Source organism: Neisseria bacilliformis (genome assembly GCF_014055025.1).
Classification (GTDB): Bacteria; Pseudomonadota; Gammaproteobacteria; order Burkholderiales; family Neisseriaceae; genus Neisseria; species Neisseria bacilliformis.
Genome location: NZ_CP059571.1, coordinates 523,653 through 541,731, shown reverse-complemented (window position 1 = coordinate 541,731; position 18,079 = coordinate 523,653). Strand labels below are relative to the sequence as shown.

The 18,079-nt window shown below is 59.3% G+C and carries 19 protein-coding genes; 6 read left to right on the top strand and 13 right to left on the bottom strand.

Annotated features, from left to right (window positions below; all coding sequences use genetic code 11):
* Positions 1 to 73: 73 nt before the first annotated feature.
* The 8 genes from dnaB to H3L91_RS02695 all read right to left on the bottom strand — a co-directional run bounded on the left by dnaB (position 74) and on the right by H3L91_RS02695 (position 6,787).
* Positions 74 to 1,492: a replicative DNA helicase gene (gene dnaB / locus H3L91_RS02730; protein WP_040659343.1), complete on the bottom strand. Its 1,419-nt coding sequence runs from the start codon at positions 1,490 to 1,492 to the stop codon at positions 74 to 76.
* 50 nt (positions 1,493 to 1,542) lie between these two features.
* The gene (locus H3L91_RS02725; RefSeq protein WP_007341936.1) at positions 1,543 to 1,713 is read right to left on the bottom strand and encodes a rubredoxin; all 171 of its coding nucleotides are present in this window, start codon (positions 1,711 to 1,713) and stop codon (positions 1,543 to 1,545) included.
* A 108-nt stretch (positions 1,714 to 1,821) separates the two neighbouring features.
* Positions 1,822 to 2,928, bottom strand: coding sequence for an acyl-CoA dehydrogenase family protein (locus tag H3L91_RS02720; protein ID WP_007341935.1), 1,107 nt, complete (start codon positions 2,926 to 2,928; stop codon positions 1,822 to 1,824).
* A gap of 103 nt (positions 2,929 to 3,031) precedes the next feature.
* Entirely contained in the window at positions 3,032 to 3,574 is a 543-nt protein-coding gene (locus tag H3L91_RS02715; protein WP_007341934.1) for a carboxymuconolactone decarboxylase family protein, read from the bottom strand.
* Between the two features lie 184 nt (positions 3,575 to 3,758).
* Positions 3,759 to 4,205 (bottom strand): DUF4149 domain-containing protein, encoded by a 447-nt coding sequence (locus tag H3L91_RS02710; protein ID WP_007341933.1) that lies wholly within the window; start codon positions 4,203 to 4,205, stop codon positions 3,759 to 3,761.
* 69 nt (positions 4,206 to 4,274) lie between these two features.
* The gene (locus H3L91_RS02705; RefSeq protein ID WP_007341932.1) at positions 4,275 to 5,684 is read right to left on the bottom strand and encodes an MFS transporter; all 1,410 of its coding nucleotides are present in this window, start codon (positions 5,682 to 5,684) and stop codon (positions 4,275 to 4,277) included.
* A gap of 59 nt (positions 5,685 to 5,743) precedes the next feature.
* Positions 5,744 to 6,268 (bottom strand): RDD family protein, encoded by a 525-nt coding sequence (locus tag H3L91_RS02700; protein WP_007341931.1) that lies wholly within the window; start codon positions 6,266 to 6,268, stop codon positions 5,744 to 5,746.
* Between the two features lie 135 nt (positions 6,269 to 6,403).
* Positions 6,404 to 6,787, bottom strand: a complete 384-nt coding sequence (locus H3L91_RS02695) for a MerR family transcriptional regulator (protein ID WP_007341930.1) — start codon at positions 6,785 to 6,787, stop codon at positions 6,404 to 6,406.
* A gap of 170 nt (positions 6,788 to 6,957) precedes the next feature.
* Between H3L91_RS02695 and H3L91_RS02690 the strand changes: the two genes are divergently transcribed.
* From H3L91_RS02690 to H3L91_RS02675, 4 genes are all read left to right on the top strand, one after another.
* The gene (locus tag H3L91_RS02690) at positions 6,958 to 7,335 is read left to right on the top strand and encodes a carboxymuconolactone decarboxylase family protein (protein ID WP_007341929.1); all 378 of its coding nucleotides are present in this window, start codon (positions 6,958 to 6,960) and stop codon (positions 7,333 to 7,335) included.
* 150 nt (positions 7,336 to 7,485) lie between these two features.
* Positions 7,486 to 7,974: a 5-(carboxyamino)imidazole ribonucleotide mutase gene (purE, locus tag H3L91_RS02685; protein WP_007341928.1), complete on the top strand. Its 489-nt coding sequence runs from the start codon at positions 7,486 to 7,488 to the stop codon at positions 7,972 to 7,974.
* Between the two features lie 341 nt (positions 7,975 to 8,315).
* Complete coding sequence (locus tag H3L91_RS02680; RefSeq protein ID WP_007341926.1) at positions 8,316 to 8,492, top strand: hypothetical protein; 177 nt, start codon at positions 8,316 to 8,318, stop codon at positions 8,490 to 8,492.
* A gap of 123 nt (positions 8,493 to 8,615) precedes the next feature.
* Complete coding sequence (locus H3L91_RS02675) at positions 8,616 to 9,881, top strand: Glu/Leu/Phe/Val family dehydrogenase (RefSeq protein ID WP_040658676.1); 1,266 nt, start codon at positions 8,616 to 8,618, stop codon at positions 9,879 to 9,881.
* 347 nt (positions 9,882 to 10,228) lie between these two features.
* Here the strand turns inward: H3L91_RS02675 and fumC are convergent, their stop codons facing one another.
* Positions 10,229 to 11,617, bottom strand: coding sequence for a class II fumarate hydratase (gene fumC, locus H3L91_RS02670; RefSeq protein ID WP_007341924.1), 1,389 nt, complete (start codon positions 11,615 to 11,617; stop codon positions 10,229 to 10,231).
* Between the two features lie 197 nt (positions 11,618 to 11,814).
* Between fumC and pncB the strand changes: the two genes are divergently transcribed.
* Complete coding sequence (pncB, locus tag H3L91_RS02665; RefSeq protein ID WP_007341923.1) at positions 11,815 to 13,044, top strand: nicotinate phosphoribosyltransferase; 1,230 nt, start codon at positions 11,815 to 11,817, stop codon at positions 13,042 to 13,044.
* Positions 13,045 to 13,630: 586 nt separating this feature from the next.
* On the opposite strand, the gene H3L91_RS02660 is transcribed toward pncB, so the two are convergent.
* Together H3L91_RS02660 and H3L91_RS02655 are read right to left on the bottom strand one after the other, a co-directional pair.
* Positions 13,631 to 13,825 carry a hypothetical protein gene (locus H3L91_RS02660; protein WP_007341922.1) on the bottom strand — a complete coding sequence of 65 codons (195 nt, stop codon included), beginning with the start codon at positions 13,823 to 13,825 and terminating at the stop codon, positions 13,631 to 13,633.
* Between the two features lie 197 nt (positions 13,826 to 14,022).
* Positions 14,023 to 15,003 (bottom strand): KpsF/GutQ family sugar-phosphate isomerase, encoded by a 981-nt coding sequence (locus H3L91_RS02655; RefSeq protein ID WP_040658674.1) that lies wholly within the window; start codon positions 15,001 to 15,003, stop codon positions 14,023 to 14,025.
* A gap of 76 nt (positions 15,004 to 15,079) precedes the next feature.
* Between H3L91_RS02655 and tal the strand changes: the two genes are divergently transcribed.
* Positions 15,080 to 16,135 (top strand): transaldolase, encoded by a 1,056-nt coding sequence (gene tal, locus H3L91_RS02650; RefSeq protein ID WP_040658673.1) that lies wholly within the window; start codon positions 15,080 to 15,082, stop codon positions 16,133 to 16,135.
* A 353-nt stretch (positions 16,136 to 16,488) separates the two neighbouring features.
* Here the strand turns inward: tal and rpsJ are convergent, their stop codons facing one another.
* The gene (gene rpsJ, locus H3L91_RS02645) at positions 16,489 to 16,800 is read right to left on the bottom strand and encodes a 30S ribosomal protein S10 (RefSeq protein WP_002642322.1); all 312 of its coding nucleotides are present in this window, start codon (positions 16,798 to 16,800) and stop codon (positions 16,489 to 16,491) included.
* 18 nt (positions 16,801 to 16,818) lie between these two features.
* A complete protein-coding gene (gene tuf / locus H3L91_RS02640; protein ID WP_182109863.1) occupies positions 16,819 to 18,009 on the bottom strand; it encodes an elongation factor Tu in 1,191 nt (396 codons plus the stop codon).
* Between the last annotated feature and the right edge of the window lie 70 nt (positions 18,010 to 18,079).

Sequence of the window (18,079 nt, the reverse complement as noted above, 5' to 3'; positions counted from 1 at the left end):
TATTTTGTCATTTTAAGCGATAAAGCCCCATATATTCCAGTAGAATTTAACCAACCGCTGTTTTTTCTTCACCTTATTCTTCAACCATTGCCATGTCGGGCACATACGCCGCATTGTCGAATTTGGTAAACTGCCCCATCCATGTCAGGTGGATTTTACCGACGGGGCCGTTGCGGTGTTTGCCGATGATGCACTCCGCCAAGCCTTTCATCTGTGATTCGGGATTGTAGTATTCGTCGCGGTACATGAACATAATCAGGTCGGCATCCTGTTCGATCGCGCCGGACTCGCGCAGGTCGGACATCATCGGGCGTTTGTCGGTGCGCTGCTCTACCGAACGGCTGAGTTGCGACAGGGCGATGATGGGCACTTGCAGCTCTTTGGCCAATGATTTGAGCGAGCGGGAGATTTCGCCCAATGCGGCGGCGCGGTTGTCGGTGCGGCCGGAGCTTTCCATCAGTTGCAGATAGTCGATGACGATCAAACCCAGCCTGCCGTTGAACTGTCTGGCCAGCCTGCGGGCGCGGGCGCGCAGCTCGAGGGCGGTGAGGCCGGCGGTTTCGTCGATGAACATCGGTGCGTCGGAGAGCTTGATAACGGCTTCGTTCAGCCGCCCCCAATGTTCGTCCTGCAATTTCCCCGTTTTCAAAACGTGCTGGTCGAGCCTGCCGACGGAGCCGAGCATGCGCATAACCAGTTGAGCGCCGCCCATTTCCATGGAAAAAATGGCGACGGGCAGTTTGCCTTCCACGGCGACATGTTCGGCGATATTGAGGGAGAAGGCGGTTTTGCCCATCGACGGGCGGCCTGCGACGATAATCAGGTCGCCCGGCTGCAAGCCGGAAGTTTTTTTATCGAGATCAACGAAGCCTGTGGCGATGCCGGTTACTTCGTCGGGATTGTCGCGGGCGTACAGCATGTCGATGCGTTCGACCACTTCTTGCAGCAAATCCGGCAGTTGGAGGAAGCCTTGTTTGGATTTTGCCGTGCTTTCGGCGATTTGGAACACTTTGTTTTCGGCTTCGTCCAGCAGCTGCGCGGCGTCGCGGCCTTCGGGATTATAGGCATTCCTAGCAATTTCCGTGCCTACTTCTGCCAAACGGCGCATGATGGCGCGTTCCCTGACGATTTCGGCATAGCGGCGGATGTTGGCGGCGGAGGGGGTATTTTGTGCCAGACTAATCAGATAGTTGAAACCGCCGGCTGCTTCGGTCTCGTCGCTGCGCTCCAAAAATTCCTGCACGGTTATGACATCGGCAGGTCGGTTTTCGTTAATTAGTGCCGTAATTGTGCGGAAAATTATGCGGTGTTCATGACGATAAAAGTCTTCTCCCACCACCACGTCGGCGATTCGGTCCCACGCGCTGTTTTCCAGCAGCAGGCCGCCCAATACCGATTGTTCGGCCTCAACGGAATGCGGCGGCAGCGGCAGGTTGGCGGCGGGGCTGCTTTCTTCGTATTCGGGGTAGTCGTCGCTGGTGTAGTCGTTCATGCTGTCGTTCATGTTTTTCAGACGGCCTTTTCGGTGCGAAAACGGGCGGTTCAGGAGGGAAATTCCAGCAGTTGGAATTCGTCTTTGCCGGCGAAGCATTCGGGGCATTCCCAATCGTCGGGCAGGTCTTCAAACCTGGTGCCGGGGGCGATGCCGCGTTTGGGGTCGCCGGTTTCTTCGTCGTAAATCCATTCGCACAATACGCAGACATACTGGGCCATTTTGTGTGTTCCTTATTATTTGCCGGATACAAACCGAACAGGCCGTCTGAAAAAACGGCCTGTTCTTTCTGTCGTTATTTTACCGACAGTTTGCGCGGGGATGTAGGGTTAAATCGAAAACTCGCCCTCGCCCATGAATTCCAGCTCGCTGATTTCCTTGCGCAGGTGTTTGATGGCAGGGGTTACGATGGCGACGAACATGGCTTCGCGCACGCGGCGTTGCACGGGGCTGCCCATCAGGTAGCCCGCCGCGCCGGTGTGCAGGGCGGCGGATTGGGCGGCGTCGAGGCACAGCCAGGCGGCGGCTTCGCGCAGGCGCAGGGTTTCGAGCAGTTCGGGTTCGTTGCGCCAGGCGGCGTCAGCCAGTTCGGCGGTGTGGGTTAAGGCCGTCTGAAAACGTTTTTCCAGCTCTTCATAACCGTTGTCGAGGAACGGGTTGGTTTCGCTGCCTGCGTCGGCGGCGGAGATTTCGGCGAGACAGCCGTCGATGATGCCTGCGCCGATGCCAATTTGCAGCAGGATGAAGCCGGATTTGATGGCGGGGATGTAGTCTGCGAACTGTTCAGGTTCGGCGATGACGTCTTCGTGCGGCACGAAGACGTTTTCAAATTTGATGGCAAAGGTGCGCGTGCCTTCGAGGGCGCAGAATTCGGGGCAGGGAATCAGCGACACGCCTTCGCTCTGCCCGCCGGTGATGAACATCACGTAGCCGCCGCCGATTTGCGCGGTGTTTGCCCAGATGTGGTTTTCGCCGAGGTTGGACACCCACGGCAGGATGCCGCTGACGGTGTAGCCGCCGTCGGTTTTTTGCGCCTGCAACTGGTGTTTTTCGATGCCGGCGAGGTGTTTGACGGTGTTGGACATGCCGGTGCCGGCCAGCACTTTGCCGTTCAACACGTCGGAGAGGTAGCGGCGTTTGACTTCGGCGTTGGGCGTTTGGTGCAGATACCACGCGCAGGCGGCCTGGCACCAGGCGGAGAAGGCGGTTGCGCCGCAGGCTTTGCCCACTTCGCGCAGCACTTCGATTTGCGCAAACAAGCCCAGCCCGCTGCCACCCTCTTCTGCCGTACCGACGGCGGCAAAACCGCCGATGCCGCCGAGTTTGCGCAGGAAGTCTTCGGGATACAGCCCCTTGCGGTCGATGTCTTGCACCAGGGGTTTCAAATCGGTTTGCACCAGTTCGGCCACGCGGGACAGAAGGGTTTCGCGGTTCATCGGGTTCTCCAAGAAATAGCGGTTGCGGGAGGGGTTGTTTGAAAGGCCGTCTGAAAAACGGTTTTCAGACGGCCTTTTTTTTCAGACGGCCTTTAATGCTGTTTTAGGCGTATGCCTGCAATTCGGGGTTGATTTCGGTGCGCGCCAGATTGTTAGTGTAGTTGCACAGGGTGGCCAGCGCGACGCCGAGCACCACTTCCACGGCCTGCTGCTGGTTGTAGCCGGCGGCGAAGAATGCCTGCAATTGTTCGTCGGACACGTTGCCTTTTTGCGCCATGACCTGCTGGGTAAAGTCGGATAGGGCGTTGAGTTTGGCATCATCGATTTTGGCCACGGCGCGCACGGCGGCGATTTCGTCTTCTTTGAGCAGTTTTTTCAGGGTGGCCAGTTTGGTGTGGCCGGCCACGCAGAAGCCGCATTGGTTGATTTTGGCGGCGAGGATTTGGATCACTTCGCGCTCACCTGCGGTGAGCGAAGTTTCGCCGTTGAGTTTGCCCACTTCCTGATAGAAGGCGAGGGCTTCGGGCGAGTTGGCCAGCACGCCGATGAGGTTGGGCAGGAAGCCGTTGGCTTTGAGGGCGGCTTCGACGCGTGGTTTGGCTTTTTCGGGGGCGGTTTCGACGGTGTGGATGGTGAGGCGTGCCATGATGGTTTCCTTGTTCGGTGTATTTGTGAAAGGGGCGGATGATAGCGGAGGCGGCAGGCTCGGGAAAGAACGTTTTTTTATGACGCGGCAAACGGAAAGTTATAAGGCCGTCTGAAAACGCGGCTTCGGCGCAGCCGAAACGTGTTTTCAGACGGCCTCTCCGATAATGGCCGCTGCGCTGTGTTCAGCGGTTGAAACTCAGATAGCGCAGCAGCAGCCCCGCGCCGATGAGGCCGCAGGCGAGGTAGATGAGGCTGGATGTGCCGTGCCAGATGCCGAAGGAGCCGCCGGCCAGCGACAGCAGCCAGTTGCCGGTGCCGGCTTTGTGGGCGGCGATGACGGGGGCGATCAGGAACTGGTTGGCGGCCAGGAGGGCGAGCAGCAGGAGGTTGAATTTGGGGGCGATGCTGCGTTCGGCGCGGCCGAAGCCGTGGGCGCGGCGGTTTTTGGTGGCGAACCAGGCCAGCAGCCAAACGGCGAGGCCGCAGTAGTTGACGGTGGCAAACAGCACGCCGGCAATGTCGCCTGCATCCTGCCTGCCGATGCGCTCGAACAGGATGCCGGCGGCGTAGGCGGCCATAATCTGCATGCCCAGCCATGCGCCGGTGAGGAGTGCGGTCAGACGGTTCATCGGTTGCTCCTGTTTGGAATGTTTGAACGGACGGGCGGCATACTAACATATTTTTTCAGACGACCTTTTTCAGACGGCCTTTTCCCCGCCCTGCCCCACCAGGTTGCCGCCGTCTTTGGGATGCAGGAAGGTGAAAATCCAGCCGGCGCAGAAGGTAACCGCGCCGATGGAAATAAAGGTGAGGCGGAAGGCGTGGTGCACGTCGGCGATGCGCGCGCCGCCGCCGCCGAAAAAGTTGAGCAGCATCGCGCCCAGCCCGATGCCCAGGCTGATGGCGAGCTGCTGGTTCACCGCCATCAGGCTGTTGCCGCTACCTTCCATCTGCGGGCGCAGGTCGGCCAGCGTGAGGGTGTTCATCGACGAGTATTGCAGCGAGTTGCACATGCCCATGCAAAAGAGCGCGGGCACGAGCAGCCACAGCGGCGTGGCGGCGGTAACCAGTGCCATCGACATAATCAGCAGGCCGATGATGCGGGTGTTCCAAATCAGCACCCTGCGGTAGCCGAAGCGGCCGATAACGGGCTTGACCAGCGGCTTGGTTGCCAGCGCGGCCAGGGCGACGGGGGCTAGCGTCCAGCCCGCCTCGCTTGCGCTGCGGGCAAAGGCCACCTGCAACAAGAGCGGCATCAGAAACGGCATCGCGCCCATGCCCAGACGGCTGATTAAGTTGCCCAAAATGCCCAGGCGGAAGGTGCGCACCAGCCGCAGGCGCGGCGGGTAGAGCGCGTGGTCGCCGTCGTGGCGCGCGTGCCGCCAGTAGAGCCACAGGGCGGAGAGCCCGCCCGCGCCGCAGAGGGCGGAAAACAGCCGCGCCCCGGGATGGGTGAGCATTTCCACCGACAGGCTCAGCCCCACCGCCGCGCCGCCGAACAGCAGAAAGCCGGTCAGGTCGAAATGCGGTTTTGCGCCGTCGGCCGCGTAAAAATCGGGCATGATTTTCAAGGCCAGCGCGATGCCCGTGAGGCCGAAGGGCACGTTGATCAGAAACACCCAGTGCCAGCTGGCGTACTGCACCAGATAGCCACCCACCAGCGGCCCGACCACCGGCCCCAAAAGCGCGGGCATCACGATAAAGTTCAGCCGTTCGAGCAGCTCGTCCTTCTCATACGCCCGCAAAACAATCAGGCGCGGCACGGGCACCATCATCGCCCCGCCCAGCCCCTGCACCACCCGCGCCACCACCAGCATCGGCAGGTTCGGCGCGGCGGCGCACATCAGCGAGCCGAACACAAACAAGCCCATCGACACGGCAAACACTTTTTTCGTGCCGTAGCGGTCGGTGATATAACCGCTCAACGGCATAAACAGAGCCAGCGTCAGCGCGTAGGAAACCACCGCCGACTGCATGTTCAGCGCGCTCTGGTGCAAATCCGCCGCCATCTGCGGCAGCGCGGTGTTCAGCACCGTGGCATCGAGCATCTGCATGAAGATGCACACCGCCAACAGCATCGGCAGCCAGCGTGATTGCGGTTTGGCCATACCCTTCTCCTATTCACCTATTCAGTCGAGGCCGTCTGAAAATACAGCGAACCCGTTTTTCAGACGGCCTTCAAATCCGTCAGCCGCGTACCCGCCAGCACGTCATATAAAAACTGCCGATCGGCATGAAACAGCGCGAAGCCCCACGGCAGCATCCACCAAAACAGCGACGCGCAAAAGGCCGCCTTCGGCGGCACCCCCAGCCCGCGATGCAGCGCGGCATAGGCCAGCATCGGCACAAACACCAGAAACACGCACGCCCAGATAAAGCGCAGCCGCAGCAGCCGCAGCGGCGGCCGCCTGCCCGCAGCGTCGGCCAAACCAATGCGCCACACCTGCATCGCCAGCGTCTGCCCCTTCTTGTGCCACGCCGTTTTGAAATACAGCCACCACGCATACAGCAGCACCAGCGACACCGCCAAACTCGCCAGCGGCGGCGACACCGGATTGAGCAGCATGGCGATGATGCCGGCGGGAATAAAGGCCGCGCAGCTCACCGCGCCGGCCAGCAGCATTTCGTAAACCAGCGCGGCAAAACGGCGTTTGAGCGGCGCGGGAGCGGCGTGGGCTTGTTTTTCGGACATGGGTTTTCCTTTTGGAGGGAGACGGACGCGGGTAAAGCGCAGAGGCCGTCTGAAAACCGGTACACGGCTTGGACTGTGCCGCGTTTTCAGACGGCCTGCAAAGCAGGTGCGGCAAGGCGGCTTATTATATGTGGTTTACTCAAACGGTTCAGCCGACTGATTTTGTTTTTGCAGCAGCGCGGCGTAATGGCGGATTTTGTCATCCAAATGCGCTTGGTGTTCCGCCAACTCGCGCTGTTTTTCGGCCAACGCCTGCCGGTGCGCTTCTAGCATGGCGCAGCGTTCGGCGATTGTGGCATCACCTGCTGCGCACAGTTCGGCGTAGCGTTTGATTTGCGCCATCGGCATGCCCGTGTCTTTCAGCCGTTTGACAAAACCGAACCATGCTTCATCGCGCCCGCTGTACACGCGGTAGCCCGAGGCATTGCGCTGCGGGGCGAGCAGCCCTTCTTTTTCGTAGTAGCGCAGGGTGTCTGCGCTGATGCCGAGCCGTTCGGCGAACTGGGAAATGGTGAACATCAAAAATCCTTGCGTTGGAGTGTGCTCCAAAGTTTAAGCTGCTTGTTCCTTTTAACCAAGTATTAGGGCGTGTTGACAATCAACATTTTGGAGGCTTTCACGCCATAAAACGGCATCTGCCGCAAAATCCGCTTCAAAAGTTGAATGTCAACACGCCCTAGGAGCAAATCATGCTGAACAATATGGAATTATTTGAACGCGGGCTGGCGAAGCTGGGCGAGATTGACGGGGCGCAGGGCGATGCGGTGATGGACGCGCTGGCGGACATCGCGCCCGATTTGGGGCGTTACATCGTGTCGTTTGGTTTTGGCGAGATTTACCGCCGCCCCGCGCTGGACAAGCGCGAGCGCGAGCTGCTGACGCTGGGGCTGCTGGCGGCGCAGGGCGGCTGCGAAAAGCAGTTGAAAGTGCATATCCATGCGGCTTTGAATGTGGGCATTTCGCGGGAGGAAATTGTAGAGGCGTTTATCCACTGCGTGCCGTATTTGGGCTTTCCGAAGGCGTTGAACGCGGTGTTTGCGGCAAAAGAAGTGTTTGCGGAGGCATGATACCGAAACGCAGCCTTTGGCGGCGCGGCGGCGATATGGAATAATGCCCGCCCCCAAGCCGTCCCCGCCTACGCGGGGATGACATTTCTGACAACACGGCTTCGGCGCAACCGAAACCGTTTTCCGTTTAATTAAAGAAAGGACACAACCATGCCCCAAATCGGCATCATCATGGGCAGCAGCAGCGACTGGCCGGTTATGCGCCACGCCGCCGAGGTGCTCGAACAGTTCGGCATCGGCTACGAAGCCCGCGTCGTCTCCGCCCACCGTACCCCCGATTTAATGTTTGAATACGCCAAAACCGCCCGCGAGCGCGGCCTTAAAGCCATCATTGCCGGTGCGGGCGGTGCGGCGCACCTGCCCGGCATGGTGGCCGCCAAAACCACCCTGCCCGTGCTCGGCGTGCCCGTGCCGAGCAAATACCTGCGCGGCGAAGACTCGCTGCTCTCCATCGTGCAGATGCCCAAAGGCGTGCCCGTGGCCACCTTCGCCATCGGCGAAGCGGGCGCGGCCAACGCCGCCCTGTTCGCCGCGTCGCTGCTGGCCAACGGCAATCCCGAGCTGGCGGACAAACTCGCCGCCTTCCGGGAAACGCAGAAACAAACCGTGCTGGCGATGGAGCTGCCTCCCGCAGAATAAAACGCGCCGCAGACTTTGAGGCCGTCTGAAAACGCAGTTCCGGCGCAGCCGAAACGGTTTTCAGACGGCCTCAAAGCACGCGCAAGCACAAACAGGCAGACAAAATAAACCGATACCTCATCCTTACCGCCGCCGTTTTCACCCTCAACGCCGCCACCCTCCTCCTTTCCCTGCGCGGCCTCGCCGCCCCGTCGGCAAGCTGTTTCGGCTGCACCTTCGCCCACGACGCCGCATGGCTGGCCGCCTTCGCCGCCGCCTCATGGTATGCCGCCCTCCCGCTGCTGCGCCTGCCGCGCGGCAACACGGCGCAATCGGCACTCGCGGCGGTATGGCTGGCTGCGGTGCAGCTTTACTGGCTGTGCGCCCTGTTTACCGACCGCGCACCTTCCGCCGCCTATTCCCCGCTGCAAATCATCACCGCCGTTCTGCCGCACTCGTGGCCTTTTCAGACGGCCTCCTGCCTGCTGCTGTTCCTTCTTTTGCGCCGTTTTCCACGCCTGCTGCGTAAGGGTGCGTAAGAATGTAGACAATGTTAAGAAATTGTGAAATTTTTCGACTACACGCTATTACATTTTTACCCGATTTTGTATATAGTAACGGTTTGCCGTACTTCAATCCGGACAACCAAACAAAGGAAAAATATGTCTTCCGCTACCGCAAAAGAAACCCTCAACCCCTTTGAAATCGCTCGCAAACAGGTGAAAACCGCCTGCGACCGCCTCAACGCCGACCCCGCCGTGTACGAAATCCTGAAAAACCCCATGCGCGCGCTGGAAGTAACCTTCCCCGTCAAACTCGACGACGGCACAGTGAAAACCTTCACTGGCTACCGCGCCCAGCACAACAACGCCGTCGGGCCCTACAAAGGCGGCGTGCGCTTCCACCCCAATGTCAATTTTGACGAAGTCAAAGCCCTTTCCATCTGGATGACCATCAAATGCTGCGTTGCCGGCGTGCCCTACGGCGGCGGCAAAGGCGGCGTGATCATCGACACCAAACAATACTCCGAAGCCGAGCTGGAACGCATCGCACGCGGCTACGCCAACGCCATCGAGCCGCTGATTGGCGAAAAAATAGACATCCCCGCGCCCGATGTGAACACCAACGGCAAAATCATGTCGTGGATGGTTGACGAATACGAAAGCATCGTCAAAAAATCCGCCCCCGGCGTGTTCACCGGCAAACCCGTAGAATTTGGCGGCTCGCTCGCCCGCAACGAAGCCACAGGCTACGGCGTAAACCTTGCCGCCGTGCAAGCCCTCGCCAAACTCGGCAAAGACGTCAAAGGCGCAACCTACGCCATCCAAGGCTTCGGCAACGTCGGCTTTCACACAGGGCTGTACGCCCACCAATCGGGCGCGAAAGTCGTCGCCGTCTCCACCGTGGATGTCGCCATCTACAACGAAAACGGGCTGGACATGGACGCGCTGTTCAAAGAATACCGCGCCAACGGCTTCATCACCAACCAAGCGGGCTACGGCAAAGAAATCAGTAACGCCGAATTGCTCGCGCTGGACGTGGACGTACTCGCCCCCTGCGCGCTGGAAAACCAGCTCACCTCCGAAAACGCGGGCAAGGTGCGCGCCAAAATCGTGGTGGAAGGCGCAAACGGCCCCACCACCCCCGAAGCCGACGCCATCATGCGCCAAAACGGCGTGCTGGTGGTACCCGATATTCTCGCCAACTGCGGCGGCGTGGTCGTATCCTATTTTGAATGGGTGCAAAACCTGCAAGGCTATTACTGGGAATTCGACGAAGTGCAGGAAAAACAAACCGTCGTCCTGCGCCGCGCGTTTAACGACATCTGGAACTTGGCACAAGAGTTTGACATCGACCTGCGCACCGCGTCCTACATGATGAGCATCCGCCGCTTGGAAAAAGCCATGAAGTTCCGCGGCTGGTATTGAATATTTGAGGCCGTCTGAAAGCAAAGCTTCAACGAAGTTAAAACCCAAAGGCAGCCTGAAACGGAAGGCCGTCTGAAAACCTGTTTTACGGATTTTCAGACGGCCTTTTACCTGTTTTCGGCTTTTCGGCGCTACAAAACCAATTAACGTGGCGCAACCATATCGGCAGACGTGTAGGGTGTGTGCCGTAGGCATGCACGCGGGCTCAGGCTGGGGTGCAAACCGCGTGCGTGGTAGGGTCGCACATCTACGCCGTCTGAAAACAAGAAAAGGCCGTCTGAAAACCCGTAATCGGGCTTTCAGACGGCCTTTGGTTTGTTTCGGCTTTTCAGCGTTACAAAAACAGTTTAACGCGGCGCAACCATATCCGCAGGCACAACCAGTTCGTCAAACTCTTCGCCGGTCAGCAAACCCAGCTCGATGGCGGTTTCGCGCAGGGATTTGTCGTTTTTGTAGGCGGTTTTGGCGACTTTGGCGGCGTTTTCGTAGCCGATTTTGCGGTTGAGCGCGGTTACCAGCATCAGCGAGTGGTGCAGGAAGTAGTCAATCTTTTCGAGTACGGGCTCGATGCCGACGGCGCAGTTTTCGTTGAAGCTGTTGCAGGCGTCGCCAAGCAGACGCACGGATTGCAGCAAGTTATACGCAATCATCGGCATGTAAACATTGAGCTCGAAGTTGCCCGAGGCGCCGGCCATGCCGATGGCAACGTCGTTGCCGAACACTTGGCAGCACACCATGGTCATGGCTTCGCATTGGGTGGGGTTGACTTTGCCGGGCATGATGGACGAGCCGGGTTCGTTTTCAGGGATTTTGATTTCGCCCAAGCCGCAGCGCGGACCGGAGGCGAGCCAGCGGATGTCGTTGGCGATTTTGTTCAGGCTGGCGGCGAGGGTTTTGAGTGCGCCCGAGGCGTACACGGCGGCGTCGCGCCCGGCGAGGGCTTCAAATTTGTTGGGCGCGGTTACAAACGGCAAACCCGAAAGTTCGGCGAGTTTGGCGGCGGCTTTTTCGGCGTATTCGGGGTGGCTGTTCAAGCCTGTGCCGACGGCGGTGCCGCCCAAAGGCAGTTCGTACAGACCTTTGAGCGCGTCTTGCAGGCGGGCGAGTCCGTGGTCAAGCTGGGAGACGTAGCCGGAAAACTCCTGCCCCAATGTAAGCGGGGTCGCGTCTTGCAGGTGGGTGCGGCCGATTTTGACGATGGGGGCGAAGGCTTGAGCTTTTTTGTCCAGCGTGTCGCGCAGGGCTTTGACGGCGGGAATCAGCAGGCGGTTGATTTCAATTGCGGCGGCAACGTGGATGGCGGTGGGGAAGCTGTCGTTGGTCGATTGCGCGTGGTTCACATGGTCGTTGGGGTGCACGGGCTGGTAGGCGGCCAAGCCTGTACCGGCGATTTCGTTGGCACGGTTGGCAAGCACTTCGTTCATGTTCATATTGGACTGCGTGCCCGAACCGGTTTGCCATACTACGAGCGGGAACTGGTTATCCAGCTTGCCCGCCAGCACATCATCGGCAGCCTGAACAATCAAATCCGCCTGCTCCTGCTTGATGCGCCCCAGCCCTGCGTTCACTTGCGCGGCGGCTTTTTTCACCAGCGCCATCGCGTGAATCATCGGCTGCGGCAGGGTTTCGCCGCCGATTTTGAAATTCTGGCGGCTGCGCTGGGTCTGCGCGCCCCAATAGGCTTCGGAAGGGACTTCTACATTGCCCATGGTGTCGTGTTCGGTGCGGGTGGTCATATCGGCTTCTCCTGAAAAGATGGGGAAAAATACGGATGAAAGAAAAGCAGCACGGGGCTGCGTTCGGCCGAACGATTATAGCGATTGCTTGCATAAATTTGCAAACCCACCGTTCAGACGGCCTGTTTGCCGCCTGTTTGTAAACGTGTTCTAATGCGTTTTCCTTCCCAACCGCCAAACGAGAAAGGCAGGCCGCCATGTCCCACGCCCCCGTCATCCGCTCGCTGCTCGACACCGACCTTTACAAATTCACCATGCTGCAAGTCGTGCTGCACCAGTTTCCGCAAGCGCACGGCGTGTACGAATTCCGCTGCCGCAACAATGAAGACACGGTTTACCCGCTGGCCGAAATCCGCGCGGAGCTTGAAGCCGAGCTTGACGCGCTGTGCACCCTCAAACTCACGCAGGACGAACTGGACTACCTGCGCGGCCTGCGCTTCATCAAAAGCGATTTCGTCGATTACCTCGAACTGTTCCAGCTCAAACGCCGCTTCGTAAGCGTGTCCGCCGACGACCAAGGCCGCCTGCACATCCGCGTCGAAGGTCCCCTGTTGCAGGCCATGTTCTTTGAAATCTACATCCTCGCCATCGTCAACGAGCTTTATTTCCGCCGCCTCGAAACCCCCGCCGTGCTGGCCGAAGGCGAAAGCCGCCTGCACGAAAAAGCCTCCAAACTCAAAGCCTTCGCCGCCGCGCAAAACCCCGCCGACCCGCCATTTCTGGTGTCCGACTTCGGCACGCGCCGCCGCTACACGCTGGCCTGGCAGGAACACGTCGTGCGCACCCTGCACCGCGCCGCCCCCGAATCCTTTCGCGGCACCAGCAACGTTTATCTCGCCAAAAAACTCGGCCTGATTCCCATCGGCACCATGGCGCACGAATTTTTGCAGGCCTTCCAAGCCCTGCACGTGCGCCTGCGTGATTTTCAGACGGCCGCCCTCGAAGCCTGGGTGCACGAATACCGGGGCGACTTGGGCATCGCCCTCACCGACGTGGTCGGCATGGACGCCTTTTTGCGCGACTTCGACCTCTATTTCGCCAAACTCTTCGACGGCCTGCGCCACGACAGCGGCGACCCCTACGAATGGGGCGACAAAGCCTACGAACACTACAAAAAGCTCAAAATCGACAGCCGCAGCAAAATGCTCACCTTTTCAGACGGCCTCAACCTCGACAAAGCCTTCGCCCTGCACGGCTACTTCAAAGACCGCTTCAAAACCAGCTTCGGCATCGGCACCAACCTCACCAACGACCTCGGCCACACCCCGCTGAACATCGTCTTGAAACTGGTGGAATGCAACGGCCAGTCCGTCGCCAAACTCTCCGACAGCCCCGGCAAAACCATGACCGACAACAACACCTTCCTCGCCTACCTGCGCCAGATTTTTGAAATCCCCGAAGAAGGCGGCGCAGACAAGACGCAGTAGCCCGAACGCAGCAGAGGCCGTCTGAAAAACGTGTTTTCCGTTTTTCAGACGGCCTCTTATTATGTTATGGGTAAAACAACATAGAAGTGCCGGTAACGAAAATGCGGATTTTGAGGCAGGGCGTGCTGCCCCGCGAAACACGCGTTCTTTGTTGGGCAGGCCGTCTGAAACCTTTGCCCCCGACTGCAGTCCGGAAATCAAAAAACTCCGTCATTCCCGCGCAGGCGGAAATCTTGCCGGGATTCAAGCGGTAGTTTTTTAAAAATTATCGAATATCAACCAAAATTCCCGCCTGCGCGGGAATGACGTTGTTTTATGAAGCATCCGAGGTTTTATAAAAGAACTATCCACCGTAGGTCGGGTTTCAGCCCGGCTAAGTCGCTATTTCCCCCGATATGTTGCCGGGCTGAAGCCCTGCCTGCACCGGATACTTTTTCTGTATCCGCCATATTTTCAGACGGCCTCTTGCCCGTTGCCGCATACCGGCCTGCGTTTCCCGCCCGCACGCTGCGGCGGGAAAATCCGCTCCGCTCCCCGCCCTGCCGCGCAGCCGCAAAAAAGCCGCCCGAAAAGGGCGGCCGGGGATTTAACGGTGATGGCGGCGGGGTTTCTGCGGCAGTTTGCGCGGGGCGCGTTTTTTCTGCGCATGCGGCCGGTGGTCTTTGGCAGCGTGCGGCCTGTCTTCGTCGGGACGGTCGCCGTGCGGGGCGGCGAGGGCAGCGGGCGCGGCAAGGGCGAATGCGGCGGCGGCAATCAGGGCGGCGAGGCTTTTTTGTTTCATGGTTCCGACTCCTTCGGTCGTTGGTGGGAAAGGCCGCATGATACGGGCGGGCGGCGTTTTGTTCCGCAAGGCGGGGTAAAAACAGAAACGGGGACGGTTAAAACCGCCCCCGTTTGCGTCAGCCGTGTTTTCAGACGGCCTCTCGGGGTTTGCTGCCAATCCGCTGCAAAAGCCGATTGGCAGCAAACCCCGATGCTTTACACAATGCGCGCCTGCAACAGGTCGTGCATGTTCAGCGCGCCGAGCAGCAGGCCGTTTTCATCGACGGCGAAGAGGCCGCCGATGTTGTACCGCTGCATTTCTTTCAGGGCTTCGGTGGCGAGTTTGTCGGGTGCGATGGTTTTGGGCGTGTCGTGCATCACGTCGTTTACCGTCAGGCCGGCGAAGGTTTCGCTTTTCTGGAACAGGCGGCGCAGATCGCCGTCGGTCAGCACGCCTTTCAGACGGCCTGATGCGTCGGTTACGGCCAGCATGCCCAGCCCTTTTTCGCTCATGATGACAATCGCGTCTTTCAGCGGCGTGTGCTCGGCCACGGCGGGGGAGTCCGCGCCGCCGTGCATCAGGTCGGCCACGCGCAGCAGCAGGCGTTTGCCCAGCCGGCCGGCGGGATGGCTGAGGGCGAAGTCTTCGCGGGTGAAGGAGCGGGCGCGCAGCAGGGACACGGCCAGCGCGTCGCCCAAGGCCATCACGGCGGTGGTGCTGGACGTGGGGGCGAGGCCGAGCGGGCAGGCTTCTTGGGACACGGCGGCGGTGAGGTGGATGTCGGCATGGCGCGCCATGGTGGATTCGGGGTGGGCGGTGATGCAGATGAGGGTGATGTTTTTGCGTTTGAGCGCGGGCAGAATGGCATTGATTTCGTCGCTCTCGCCGGAATTGGAAATCGCCAGCACCGCGTCGCCGTCCACAATCATGCCCAGGTCGCCGTGCGCGGCTTCGGCGGGATGGACGAAAAAGGCGGGCGTGCCGGTGGAGGCGAGGGTGGCGGCGATTTTGTGGCCGACGTGGCCGGATTTGCCGATGCCGGTAACGACGAGGCGGCCGGTGCAGTGGAGCACGGCATCGACGGCGGCGGCGAAATCGCCGTTGAGGCCGTCTGAAATTTCGCGCAGGCCGTCGGCTTCGATGCGCAACACTTCCTGCGCCCAGGCGGTGTATTGGGCGGCGTTGTTTGTCTGCATAATCGTTTTCCTGTTCAAAAACGGGCTTTCGCGCTAGCATGCGCCCCGTGTGTTCAAATCATTAAGGAATGAAACAGTGGGTATTTTATCGGACGTAAAAAACTTAGGCCAACAAATCTGGCTCGACAATCTTTCGCGCTCGCTGGTGCAAAGCGGCACGCTGGCGCAGATGCTGCAACAGGGCGTGTGCGGGGTAACATCCAACCCCGCCATTTTCCAAAAGGCATTTGCCGGCGACCCGCTGTATGCGGAACAGATTGCCGCGCTGAAACGGCGGCAGCTGACGGCGCAACAGCGTTACGAAACGCTGGCCGCCGACGATGTGCGCGCCGCCTGCGATGTGTGCATGGAAGAATACCGTGCCGGCGGCGGCGCGGGCGGCTTCGTCAGCTGGGAAGTTTCGCCCGAGCTGGCACGCGATGCGGCAGGCACGGCGGCGGAGGCGAAACGGCTGCGCGATATGGTCGACCGCGAAAACCTAATGGTCAAAGTGCCGGCCACCGACGAAGGGCTTGCCGCGCTGGAAACGCTGGTTTCAGACGGCCTCAGCGTCAACCTCACCCTGCTGTTTTCCCGCCGCCAAACCGTCAAAGCCTATGAAGCCTATGTGCGCGGCATCTGCGCGCGGCTGGCCGCCGGCCTGCCCGTTGTCGGCATCCGCGTCGTAGCCAGCTTTTTCATCTCCCGTATTGACAGCGCGTTGGACAACACCCTGCCCGAGCCGCTGCGCGGCAAAACCGCCGTCGCGCTGGCCAAAGCCGCCTATGCCGACTGGCAGGCATTCTTCGACGGCGCGGACTTCACCGCATTGGCGCGGCAGGGCGCAAACCGCGTGCGGCTGCTCTGGGCCTCCACCGGCGTGAAAAACCCGGCCTATCCCGATACCTTGTATGTGGACAGCCTGATCGGCAAAGACACGGTCAACACCGTGCCCGACGCCACCCTCGCCGCCTTCTGCGACCACGGCACCGCCCGCATCACGCTACCGGAAAATACCGACGCCGCCTTCGCGCATTTGAGTGAAGTGTCCCGCCTGGACATCGATTTGGAAGCCCTCGCCGCCCGCCTGCAACACGACGGTTTGCAGCAGTTTGAGGAAGCATTCGCCAAACTGCTGGCACCGCTGACGTAGGCGGGCGTTATGGCTTGCATACCCGCAATGGCAGCCATTGATTAAAAAGCCGTCGGAAAACCATTTTTCCGGTTTTCAAACGGCCTCAATCTTTGAAAATGCCGACTCAACTATAGTGAAACAAAATAGAAACTACCTATCGTAGGCTAGGCTTCAGCCCAGCTAAATCACTATTTTCCTGATATTTTGCTGGGCTGAAGCCCAGCCTACATTGGATACTTTTGATCTGTACCCACTATATATTTTTCGTGTTCCTCTATATCCGCATCTGCCATGACACAGCCGCTACGCCCGTGTATCTAAAAAAAAAGCCGAACGGCAAACCGTTCGGCTTTTTTTTTAGATACAGCAGATTACTGAACTTTGATTTCCACGTCCACGCCTGCCGGCAGATCCAGCTTCATCAGGGCATCGGTGGTTTTGTCGGTCCAGTCCACGATGTCCATCAGACGCAGATGGGTGCGGATTTCCAGCTGCTCGCGCGAGGTTTTGTTCACGTGGGGCGAACGCAGAATATTGAAACGCTCGATTTTGGTCGGCAGCGGAATCGGGCCTTTGACAACGGCACCGGTGCGCTTGGCGGTTTCAACGATTTCCTGCGCGGAGCGATCGATCAGGCTGTAATCGTAGGCTTTCAGACGGATACGGATTTTTTGGTTTGCCATTGATTCGTTATCCTTCGATTAAGCGATTACAGTAGAAACCACGCCGGCACCCACGGTGCGGCCGCCTTCGCGGATGGCGAAGCGCAGACCTTCTTCCATGGCGATCGGGGCGATCAGCTCTACGGTGATGGTTACGTTTTCACCGGGCATCACCATTTCCACGCCTTCTTCCAGAGTTACCGCTCCGGTTACGTCGGTGGTGCGGAAGTAGAACTGGGGACGGTAGTTGGCGAAGAACGGGGTGTGGCGGCCGCCCTCTTCTTTGCTCAGCACGTACACTTCGGCTTTGAATTTGGTGTGCGGGGTGATGGTGCCGGGTTTGGCCAGCACTTGGCCGCGTTCCACTTCTTCGCGTTTGGTACCGCGCAGCAGTACGCCGACATTGTCGCCTGCCTGGCCTTCGTCGAGCAGTTTGCGGAACATTTCGACGCCGGTGCAGGTGGTTTTTTGGGTTTCTTTCAGGCCGACGATTTCGATTTCGTCGCCGACGTGGATGATGCCGCGCTCTACGCGGCCGGTTACCACGGTACCGCGGCCGGAGATGGAGAATACGTCTTCAATCGGCAGCAGGAAGGGTTTGTCTACGGCGCGCTCGGGGGTGGGGATGTAGCTGTCCAGAGCGTCGGCCAGGGCGAAGATCGCGGTTTCGCCGATTTCGGAGGTGTCGCCTTCCAGTGCTTTGAGGGCGGAGCCTTTGATGATCGGCACGTCGTCGCCCGGGAATTCGTAGCTGTTGAGCAGGTCGCGGATTTCCATTTCGACTAGTTCGAGCAGTTCTTCGTCGTCCACCATATCGCATTTGTTCATGAAGACGATGATGTAGGGTACGCCTACCTGGCGGGCGAGCAGGATGTGTTCGCGGGTCTGGGGCATGGGGCCGTCGGCAGCGGAACATACCAGAATCGCGCCGTCCATCTGGGCGGCACCGGTAATCATGTTTTTCACGTAGTCGGCGTGTCCCGGGCAGTCTACGTGGGCGTAGTGGCGGCCTTCGGTTTCGTATTCGACGTGCGAGGTGTTGATGGTGATGCCGCGTGCTTTTTCTTCGGGGGCGTTGTCGATTTGGTCGTAGGCTTTGGCCGCGCCGCCGAATTTTTTAGCCAAAATGGTGGTGAGTGCAGCGGTGAGGGTGGTTTTGCCATGGTCGACGTGACCGATGGTACCAACGTTTACGTGCGGTTTGCTGCGTTCGAATTTTTCCTTAGCCATGAGCTAATTCCTTTACAAGTTAAAGATCATTAAAAGAACAAAAAAGGCCGTCTGAAAATGATGTTTCAGC